10 protein-coding genes and 1 pseudogene are annotated in these 9,071 nt (G+C 68.0%); 8 read left to right on the top strand and 3 right to left on the bottom strand.

The features are described from left to right. Positions 1-116 precede the first annotated feature (116 nt). Positions 117-818 (bottom strand): DUF5324 family protein, encoded by a 702-nt coding sequence (locus ACFCZF_RS26005; protein ID WP_375906534.1) that lies wholly within the window; start codon positions 816-818, stop codon positions 117-119. Between the two features lie 310 nt (positions 819-1,128). Here ACFCZF_RS26005 and ACFCZF_RS26000 point away from each other — a divergent pair, with 310 nt between their 5' ends. Then, a complete protein-coding gene (locus ACFCZF_RS26000; RefSeq protein ID WP_375906537.1) occupies positions 1,129-1,662 on the top strand; it encodes a peptidylprolyl isomerase in 534 nt (177 codons plus the stop codon). Between the two features lie 133 nt (positions 1,663-1,795). Beyond that, positions 1,796-2,683: a rhomboid family intramembrane serine protease gene (locus ACFCZF_RS25995; RefSeq protein ID WP_376673695.1), complete on the top strand. Its 888-nt coding sequence runs from the start codon at positions 1,796-1,798 to the stop codon at positions 2,681-2,683. Positions 2,684-2,939: 256 nt separating this feature from the next. On the opposite strand, the gene crgA is transcribed toward ACFCZF_RS25995, so the two are convergent. Continuing rightward, positions 2,940-3,194: a cell division protein CrgA gene (gene crgA, locus ACFCZF_RS25990; protein WP_121748040.1), complete on the bottom strand. Its 255-nt coding sequence runs from the start codon at positions 3,192-3,194 to the stop codon at positions 2,940-2,942. Positions 3,195-3,315: 121 nt separating this feature from the next. Between crgA and ACFCZF_RS25985 the strand changes: the two genes are divergently transcribed. The 5 genes from ACFCZF_RS25985 to ACFCZF_RS25965 are packed head-to-tail and all read left to right on the top strand — an operon-like array spanning position 3,316 to position 6,824. Further along, positions 3,316-4,095, top strand: coding sequence for a DUF881 domain-containing protein (locus ACFCZF_RS25985; protein ID WP_376673694.1), 780 nt, complete (start codon positions 3,316-3,318; stop codon positions 4,093-4,095). A gap of 45 nt (positions 4,096-4,140) precedes the next feature. Then, positions 4,141-4,338: a hypothetical protein gene (locus ACFCZF_RS25980; RefSeq protein ID WP_376673734.1), complete on the top strand. Its 198-nt coding sequence runs from the start codon at positions 4,141-4,143 to the stop codon at positions 4,336-4,338. Further along, the gene (locus ACFCZF_RS25975) at positions 4,335-4,973 is read left to right on the top strand and encodes an aminodeoxychorismate/anthranilate synthase component II (RefSeq protein ID WP_376673693.1); all 639 of its coding nucleotides are present in this window, start codon (positions 4,335-4,337) and stop codon (positions 4,971-4,973) included. Before ACFCZF_RS25980 ends, ACFCZF_RS25975 begins: the two co-directional genes overlap by 4 nt. Then, complete coding sequence (locus ACFCZF_RS25970; protein ID WP_376673692.1) at positions 4,970-6,037, top strand: class E sortase; 1,068 nt, start codon at positions 4,970-4,972, stop codon at positions 6,035-6,037. The genes ACFCZF_RS25975 and ACFCZF_RS25970 overlap by 4 nt, the downstream gene beginning before the upstream one ends. A gap of 13 nt (positions 6,038-6,050) precedes the next feature. Further along, the gene (locus ACFCZF_RS25965; protein ID WP_376673691.1) at positions 6,051-6,824 is read left to right on the top strand and encodes a class E sortase; all 774 of its coding nucleotides are present in this window, start codon (positions 6,051-6,053) and stop codon (positions 6,822-6,824) included. A 93-nt stretch (positions 6,825-6,917) separates the two neighbouring features. Here the strand turns inward: ACFCZF_RS25965 and ACFCZF_RS25960 are convergent, their stop codons facing one another. Beyond that, complete coding sequence (locus ACFCZF_RS25960) at positions 6,918-7,952, bottom strand: restriction endonuclease (protein WP_376673690.1); 1,035 nt, start codon at positions 7,950-7,952, stop codon at positions 6,918-6,920. Between the two features lie 131 nt (positions 7,953-8,083). On the opposite strand from ACFCZF_RS25960, the pseudogene ACFCZF_RS25955 reads away from it, so the two are divergent. Beyond that, a pseudogene (locus ACFCZF_RS25955) lies at positions 8,084-8,976 on the top strand (IS3 family transposase); the annotation flags it as partial. Positions 8,977-9,071: the final 95 nt, after the last annotated feature.

Genomic DNA, 9,071 nt, shown 5'->3' with positions numbered 1-9,071 from the left:
AACGCCGCGGTTGCCAGGGAGTAACGTTTCAACGGTTTCCAGGGGAAAAACCGCCGTGGGGCGGGAACCCCTGACTCCTCCCGCCCCGCGGCGATGTGAAATCCGTCCGGCGAAGGTCAGCGGGGCTCGTCGCCCTCAGCCGCCTCCTCCTGCGCCTGCTTGGCCTGCACCTCGGGATCAAGGATCGCCTCACCGGTGCCGTCCACCGACGTCAGCCGCCCCGACTCGGGGACCTCCGTCGCCTCGGGCGGCTCCACCAGCCAGTCCGGGTTGGCCTGCTTGTCCCACCACTTCCAGGCAGCGAAGGCACCGCCCGCGACGAGACCCGCCACCGCCAGAACCTTGGCGATACGCCCGGCCCTGGCCCGACGCTGATGCTTACGCGTCAGCTTCTGGATCTCCTTGGCCGTGACCTCGCCCCGCAGCGCCGCCAACGCGGCGGCACCCCGCGCGGCGGCCTCGTCCCTGACGGGTCCTGCCGCGGCCACCGCCTGCTCGATCCTCGGCCTGGAGTAGTCGGCCGCCTGCCGGGCGGCCAGGCGGGTACGGACGGCGGCCTCCTGAGCGGCCGCGTCCATCTTCGGCGGCACATGCGTGCGGGCCTGCTCCAGCCGCGGCGCGACATGCGCGCCGTACTGGTGACGGGCCTGGCACGCGGCCTGCGACATCTTGGGCGCCAGCCGTCCGCGCGCCTCCTGTGCGTAGTGAGCGGCCCTGTCCTTGGCCGTGTCGGCGTAGGGCGCCACCACTTCCGCGGCGTGCAGCACGCTGTCCTTCGCCGAACCGGTCGCGGCGCGCACGCTGTCGATGCGGGTCACGGGTTCCTCCTCCTCGGTGGCGTACGGTAATTCGACTTTCCACCCTTTTACGGATCATGCCTGCGGACGCACTGCCAGGCATGTGAGGGCGGGCATCCGGGTCACAGGCGATGCCGTCGGGCCCTCTGGGGCAAGTGGTGATGAAGTTGCGAACAAGAGTCGATCAACATCAATAACGGATGAATACCGGGCAACGGGAGCCTGCCGACGACAATGCCACGGATCGGCGCCCCGCGCTCGTCACCCAGGACTACTTCGCCCCCGACCGTGCAAGGATCGACGAGCACGACAGGACGACGGAAGGCACAACGTGGCCGAGCAGCTCTACGCCACCCTGAAGACCAGCCAGGGCGACATCGAGATCCGGCTTCTTCCGGACTACGCCCCCCGGACGGTCAGGAACTTCGTCGAGCTCGCCCAGGGCGACCGGGAGTGGACCCACCCCGCCACCGGCGAGAAGTCCACCGGCAAGCTCTACGACGGCACGGCCTTCCACCGAGTGATCAGCGGCTTCATGATCCAGGGCGGCGACCCGCTCGGCAACGGCACCGGCGGCCCCGGCTACCAGTTCGAGGACGAGATCCACCCCGACCTCGCCTTCGACAAGCCCTACCTGATGGCCATGGCCAACGCCGGCCCCGACACCAACGGCTCGCAGTTCTTCATCACCGTCTCCCCGACGACCTGGCTGAACCGCCAGCGCACGATCTTCGGCGAGGTGACCGACGCGGCCAGCCAGAAGGTCGTCGACGCCATCGCCACCATGCAGACCAACCCCCGCACCGAACGCCCCCTCAACGACGTCGTCATCGAGTCGGTCGTCGTCGAGACCCGCCAGGACTGAGAACAGACCACAGGACTGACCTCCCCGCCCACAGGGCAGGAACCAAACGCCCCGCCCATCCGTAAAGATGGGCGGGGCGGTGCATTTGCCCACACCGTCCACAGGACGACCGAAGGACGACCGAGGGGAAGCCATGGACCACGCGGCAGCCGGCTCACCGGACGCCCAGAGCACGCCCGGCTGCTACCGCCACCCCGACCGGGAGACCGGCATCCGCTGCACCCGCTGCGAACGCCCCATCTGCACGGACTGCATGGTCAACGCCTCCGTCGGCTTCCACTGCCCCGACTGCGCCACGGGCCGCACCGGCACCGGGCCCGCCCCCGCCGCCTCCCGGCCCCGCACGCTGGCCGGAGGCACCATCGCCGGAGACCCCTACCTCCTCACCAAGATCCTCATCGGGCTCAACGCGGCGGTCTTCATCGCCGTGCACACGCTGCCGGAGTCGTTCCTCAGCGACATGGTGCTCATCGGGCGATGGCCCCCCGCCCCCTTCGTCCCCACCGACGGCGTCGCCGAGGGCGAGTGGTACCGACTGGTGACCACGATGTTCACCCACGAGGAGATCTGGCACATCGGCTTCAACATGCTCAGCCTCTGGTTCCTCGGCGGCCCCCTGGAAGCCGCCCTCGGCAGAGCCCGTTACCTCACGCTCTACCTCGTCTCCGGCCTGGCCGGCAGCGCCCTCACCTACCTGCTCGCCTCGCCCACCACGGCCACTCTCGGCGCCTCCGGCGCGGTCTTCGGCCTCTTCGGCGCGACCGCCGCCCTCGTCCGCCGCCTCAAGGCGGACATGCGGCCGGTCGTCATCCTCCTGGCGATCAACCTGGTCTTCACCTTCACGTGGGCCAACATCGCCTGGCAGGCCCACATCGGCGGCCTCGTCGCCGGCGCCGCGATCGGCTACGCCATGCTCCACGCACCGCGCGAGCGGCGGTCGCTCGTGCAGTACGGCACCTGCGCGCTGGTACTGGTGGCCGTCGTCGGGCTGACCCTGTCGAGGACCGCCCAGCTCACCTGAGCGCGTGTTGTCCACAGTCGGTGGCGGATCTTGTGCACAGCGTGCGGGAACAAGTGTGCCCCCTGTCGCTGACTCGGGTTTCCCCAGGTCAGGCAGGGGGCGAACGTGTTTTCGGTTGCCGGTACTTCCGTCACACCGGCGTCAATGCCCAGTGGGTTATCCACAGATCGTCTTTCTTTTCCCCATGTGGATAACGCCTGTGGATAACTCCGTGGATAGCCCTGGGGAGAGCTGCTACTCCCCTGCTACTCCCCTGCTACTTCCACTGCGTCGAGACACCGAACCCGGCGGCGATGAATCCGAAGCCCACCACGATGTTCCAGTTGCCCAGCGCGTCGATGGGCAGTGAACCGTCGGTGACGTAGAAGACGACAATCCAGGCGAGGCCGATGACGAACATGGCCAGCATGACGGGTGCCACCCAGCTGCGGCTGGTCAGCTTGATGCTGGTCGCCTGCTTCGAGGGCGGCGGCGTGTAGTCGGCCTTCTTGCGGATACGTGACTTCGGCACGAGGGTCTCTCCTGTCGATGCGCTGCGTGGCCGCGCAGGGAACGGGGTCGGGGACTCTGAGCGCTCCCCCGGGCGTCCGTTAGCGTAGTGCTTCCGTGGCGCCGAAGGAGATAAGGGTACGTTGAGCAATTCTGCCGACTCCCCCCAGGCGGGATCCAGCCCTGCCCGCAGGCGCCGATTCCGGCCCGTGCGCGTACTCACGGCGGCCGTCTTCGCTCTCGCGGGGCTCATATTCTTCACCAGCTTCAATACCGCCAAGGGCACCAATATCCGCACGGACGCCTCTTTGCTCAAGTTGTCCGATCTCATCCACGAGCGCAGTGGGGAGAACGGTCAGCTGGAGGAGTCCAACGCGGCTCTGCGCGACGAGATCGACGCGCTCGCCGAGCGCGACAGCGGGAGCACGAAGGCGGAGGAGGACAAGCTCGCGGCGCTGGAGAAGAAGGCGGGCACGCAGAAGCTGAAGGGGGAGTCGATCTCGGTCACGCTCGACGACGCTCCGCCGGACGCCACCGCCAAGCTCCCCGGCTACCCGGAACCCGAGCCCGACTACCTGGTGATCCACCAGCAGGACCTGCAGGCCGTGGTGAACGCGCTGTGGCAGGGCGGCGCCCAGGGCATCAAGGTGATGGACCAGCGGCTGATCTCCACCAGCGCGGTGCGCTGTGTGGGCAACACGCTGATCCTCCAGGGCCGCGTCTACTCACCGCCGTACAAGATCCAGGCGGTGGGTGACCCGGAGCGGCTGAAGGAGGCGCTGGCCGCGTCCCCGGCGATCCAGAACTACATGGTGTACGTGAACGTCTACGGGCTGGGTTGGAAGGTCGAGGACGAGGGGCGGGTGACGCTGCCGGGCTACTCGGGCACGGCTGACCTGCACTATGCCCAGCCTGTGGATTGACGCCTTTCCGGAGGGCCCCGCGCCGTTAGTCTGGTGCGGTACGGCGTGAGTCTGGCGCCGTGGTGCGACGGAAGGGACGGCATGTACGGCTGGATCTGGCGGCATCTGCCGGGGAACGCGTGGGTGAAGGCGCTGTTCTCACTCATGCTGGCGGTGACCGTGGTCTACGTCCTCTTCCAGTACGTCTTCCCGTGGGCCGAGCCGCTGCTCCCCTTCAACGATGTGACGGTGGACAACCAGTGAGTGCGCGCATCCTCGTCGTCGACAACTACGACAGCTTCGTCTTCAACCTGGTCCAGTACCTGTACCAGCTGGGCGCCGAGTGCGAGGTGCTGCGCAACGACGAGGTGTCGACGGCACACGCCCAGGACGGCTTCGACGGCGTACTGCTCTCTCCCGGTCCGGGCACGCCCGAGCAGGCGGGGGTCTGCGTCGACATGGTCCGGCACTGCGCGGCGACCGGGGTTCCGGTCTTCGGCGTCTGCCTGGGCATGCAGTCGATGCAGGTGGCGTACGGCGGTGTGGTGGACCGGGCGCCGGAGCTGCTGCACGGCAAGACCTCGCCGGTCGAGCACGCGGGCCAGGGCGTCTTCGCGGGCCTGCCCTCTCCCTTCACGGCGACGCGGTACCACTCGCTGGCGGCGGAGCCGGCCACGGTGCCGGCGGAGCTGGAGGTGACGGCGCGTACGCACGACGGGATCGTGATGGGGCTGCGCCACCGTGAACTGCCGGTCGAGGGTGTGCAGTTCCATCCGGAGTCGGTGCTGACCGAGCACGGGCACCGGATGCTGGCCAACTGGCTGGCGGAGTGCGGCGACCAGGACGCGGTGGCGAGGTCGGCGGGGCTCGCCCCGGTGGTGGGCAGGGCCACGGCGTGACCGCGCTGCGCCCCGAGCGCGAATCCGGCGCGGCCGGTGACCAGGGATCCTCGTACGGGCTGCCGTACGGGGATTCCGGTGCGTTCGGGGGCGGTTGGCGCCAGGACTCCGCTGCCGAGGACTTCTCCTCGGACTTCTCCTCCGGGGAGCCGTATCGGCCGGTCGTCGCCGACGACGAGACGGTGGCGCTGCGGGTTCCGGATCCGCCGCCGGAGCGGGAAACCACCGCTCCGCCCGTGACCGGTGGGCGCGCGGCCCGCAGGAAGGCCGCGAAACGGCGTCACGGGCGCCGTGGGGCCTCCCGGGGCCCGTCGGAGGCACAGGAGTCGGTCGAGGAGCCGAAAGCGCCTCTGTCGCGCGTTGAGGCGCGTCGGCAGGCCCGGGCGCGCAAGCCGGGCCCCGCGGTGATCGCCAGCCGTGCGATCGGTGAGGTCTTCATCACGACCGGCGTGCTGATGCTGCTGTTCGTCACGTACCAGTTGTGGTGGACGAACGTGCGGGCGCAGGCGCAGGCGGACCAGGCGGCGAGCAGCCTCCAGGACGACTGGGCGAGCGGCAAGAGGAATCCGGGGACGTTCGAGCCGGGGCAGGGGTTCGCGCTGCTGCACATTCCCAAGCTGGACGTCGTGGTGCCGATCGCGGAGGGCATCGACGACAAGAAGGTCCTGGACCGGGGCATGGTCGGGCACTACGCCGAGGGCGCGCTGAAGACGGCGATGCCGGAGGCGAAGACGGGCAACTTCGGGTTGGCGGGGCATCGCAACACGCATGGCGAACCGTTCCGGTACATCAACAAGCTGGACCCGGGCGATCCGATCGTCGTGGAGACGCAGGACGAGTACTTCGTCTACAAGATGGCGTCGATCCTGCCGGTGACGTCGCCGAGCAACGTCAGCGTCCTCGACCCGGTACCGAAGCAGTCCGGTTTCGAGGAACCCGGCCGCTACATCACCCTCACCACCTGCACGCCGGAGTTCACGAGCAAGTACCGGATGATCGTCTGGGGCAAGATGGTCGAGGAACGGCCGCGCAGCAAGGGCAAGCCGGATGCGCTCGTCAGTTAAGGGCGGATGACCAGTGGCATCGACCACCGACACGGAGCACGAAGAGCACGCCGGCGCGGACGGCGCACCGGAGCCCGCGGTACGCCGCCGCGGTCGCGGTCCGGGGCGGATCGTCGCGCAGACCGTCAGCGTCTTCGGAGAGCTCCTCATCACCGCGGGCCTGGTGCTGGGCCTGTTCGTCGTCTACTCCCTGTGGTGGACGAACGTGGTCGCCGACCGCGCGGCGGACAAGCAGGCCGACAAGGTCCGTGACAACTGGGCCCAGGACCGGGTCGGTTCGGACGGCCCGGGGGCGCTGGACACCAGGGCGGGCATCGGCTTCCTGCACGTACCGGCGATGGGGAACGGCGACATCCTGGTGGAGAAGGGCACGTCGATGAAGATCCTCAACGACGGCGTGGCCGGCTACTACACGGACCCGGTCAAGTCGGCGCTGCCGGCCTCGGGCAAGAAGGGCAACTTCTCGCTGGCGGCCCACCGCGACGGGCACGGGGCGAAGTTCCACAACATCGACAAGATCGAGAAGGGGGACCCGATCGTCTTCGAGACGAAGGACAAGTGGTACGTCTACAAGACCTACGCGGTCCTTCCCGAGACGTCGAAGTTCAACGTCAAGGTTCTCGACGCGGTCCCCGAGGAGTCCGGCAAGAAGAAGGCCGGCCACTACATCACGCTGACGACCTGCACCCCGGTGTACACGAGCCGGTACCGGTACGTGGTGTGGGGGGAGCTGGTGCGCACGGAGAAGGTGGACGGCGAGCGGACTCCGCCGGCGGAGCTGCGGTGAGGGACTGAGGTCCTGCGGGGACATCAGTCCCCTACCATGACGGAGGCCCGAAGCCGCAACTTGCTCTTGCGGCTTCGGGCCTCTTCGTTCACCTCACTGCAAGACAGTCAGTGGTGCACCTGCGCTCCATTCCTCCAGGAGTCCGCGATGTACGGCGGTGATGCCGCTCTCGGCTGCGATGTTCTGGGCGTCACGCGTGAAGGGGCACGTCGCCACGAAGAGGGCCACCTCGGAGCTGTGCAGGACCTTGGCCGCCCCGACGAACTTCTGGACCTCGGGGCTGGTGATGGAGAGGTGAGGCGCGAACCTCTTGCACTGGACGACGAGAGTTCGCCCGTCGGCTGTGAGAGCGGTGATGTCGATGCCTCGGTCCCGGCTGCCACCACGCACGATGACGTTGGTGCAGCCGTCGCGGCGCAGCAGTGCGGCCACGTGCTCCTCGAACTCACGGCCGTTCATGGCGTCCATGGAGGCCATGACACCGACGAGGGGGCGGTCCTTTCGCGGGCTTTCCAGCCTCTGGAGCCGGGCGTGATGCTGTCGGAGTCGCCTCTCGATGCGTTGGACGCCTGCCCGGAGGGCGATGAGTTCTCGTTGGTGATCGCTCGACGTTTCGATCAGGGCGTTGAACATCGGTACAACGGTCCTGCCGAGGATGTGGGTGATGCGCTGGTCGATGCGGGCGTCGAGGGCGGTGGGGTCTGTCGGGGGCAAGTGGCCTTCCACAGGCTGTGCGCGCCCCAAGTACTCCGTATCCAGGAGGTAGACACGCACCTGACGTGCGACTTCGCTGTCCCGGAGCAGCATGGCGACGTTGAGAACGGCGCGGCGGGAAAAGAGAGCAAGGGACCGTGTGTGCGACCGGATGCCACTGAGTTGCTTGAAGTCACTCAGTTCCGGCCCTGTCAGGACTTGATAGCCGCTTGCCTCAAGCTCTGCACGATGGTCGTGGACGAGGGCGCGGATTGCCTCCACCGTAACGGTGAAGTATGTCGCCACCATCGCCGTAGTCACATGCATGCCGTCTGGCAGCAGCGACAGGGTCTTGACGCGGTCGAGTACGTCCGTGCGTTCGAGGACGCTGCTGCGTAGGGCCGCTGATTGCAGCAGGGCCGTCTCACTGATCATGGTCGTGTCATCTCTTCGAGGCGGTGTGGTCAACCATGCCTAACGAGTCATCACATATGAAGACGGGACTGCTGCAGGGTTGGGTGACACCTGACCTGGCTTGCTGAGAAGCGGCCTGGAAGGATGTTGCAGTGCCCAAGCCGTATCCGAAGGAGTTCCGCGAGGACGTCGTGCGGGTCGCGCGCAACCGCGAGCCCGGCGTCACGCTGGAACAGATCGCCGCCGACTTCGGGGTCCACCCGATCACGTTGTCGAAGTGGCTGCGCCGCGCCGAGACCGATGAGGGCGCCATACCCGCAACGACGTCGGGTGAGTCGGCCGAACTGCGCGAGGCCCGCAAGCGGATCCGGTTGCTGGAGCAGGAGAACGAGGTGCTCAGGAGGGCTGCGGCGTATCTGTCGCAGGCGAACCTGCCGGCAAAATGATGTACCCGCTCGTCCGTGAGCTGGCCGCCTCCGATGCCCCTTACCGGGTGCCGGTGGCGGTGGCGTGCCGGGTGCTCGGGCTGGCCCGCCAGCCCTACTACCGGTGGCTGGCCCGGCCTGCTACCGACGCCGAACTGACCGAGGCATACCGGGCCAACGCTCTGTTCGACGCGCACCGCGACGATCCCGAGTTCGGGCACCGTTTCCTTCTCGACGAGGCCCGCGCCGCCGGTGAGGCGATGGCCGAGCGGACCGCCTGGCGGATCTGCCGGGACAACGGCTGGTGGAGTGCCTTCGGCAAACGCAGGGGCCGCGGGAAGAACGCCAAAGCCGGGCCACCGGTCCACGATGACCTGGTGCGGCGGAACTTCACCGCGGACGGGCCGAACCGGTTGTGGCTCACGGACATCACCGAGCATCAGACCGGCGAGGGCAAGCTGTATCTGTGCGCGGTCAAGGACGTGTACTCCGGCCGCATCGTGGGCTATTCCATCGACGCCCGGATGAAGTCCCGCCTCGCGGTGGCCGCGCTGGAGTCCGCCGTCGCCCGCCGCGGCCCCGCTGCGGGATGCATCGTGCACTCCGACCGCGGATCGCAGGGTGGATTCAACTGGTCGTCGCAACACTTTGATCTCGGAGGTGTGCGACGTGGCCACGGCGGACTGGAGTTTGAAGACCAGCGATGTTCCGGAGG

This window comes from Streptomyces sp. NPDC056296 (genome assembly GCF_042268605.1).
Lineage (GTDB): Bacteria > Actinomycetota > Actinomycetes > Streptomycetales > Streptomycetaceae > Streptomyces.
This window is presented reverse-complemented; position numbering and strand designations above follow the sequence as displayed.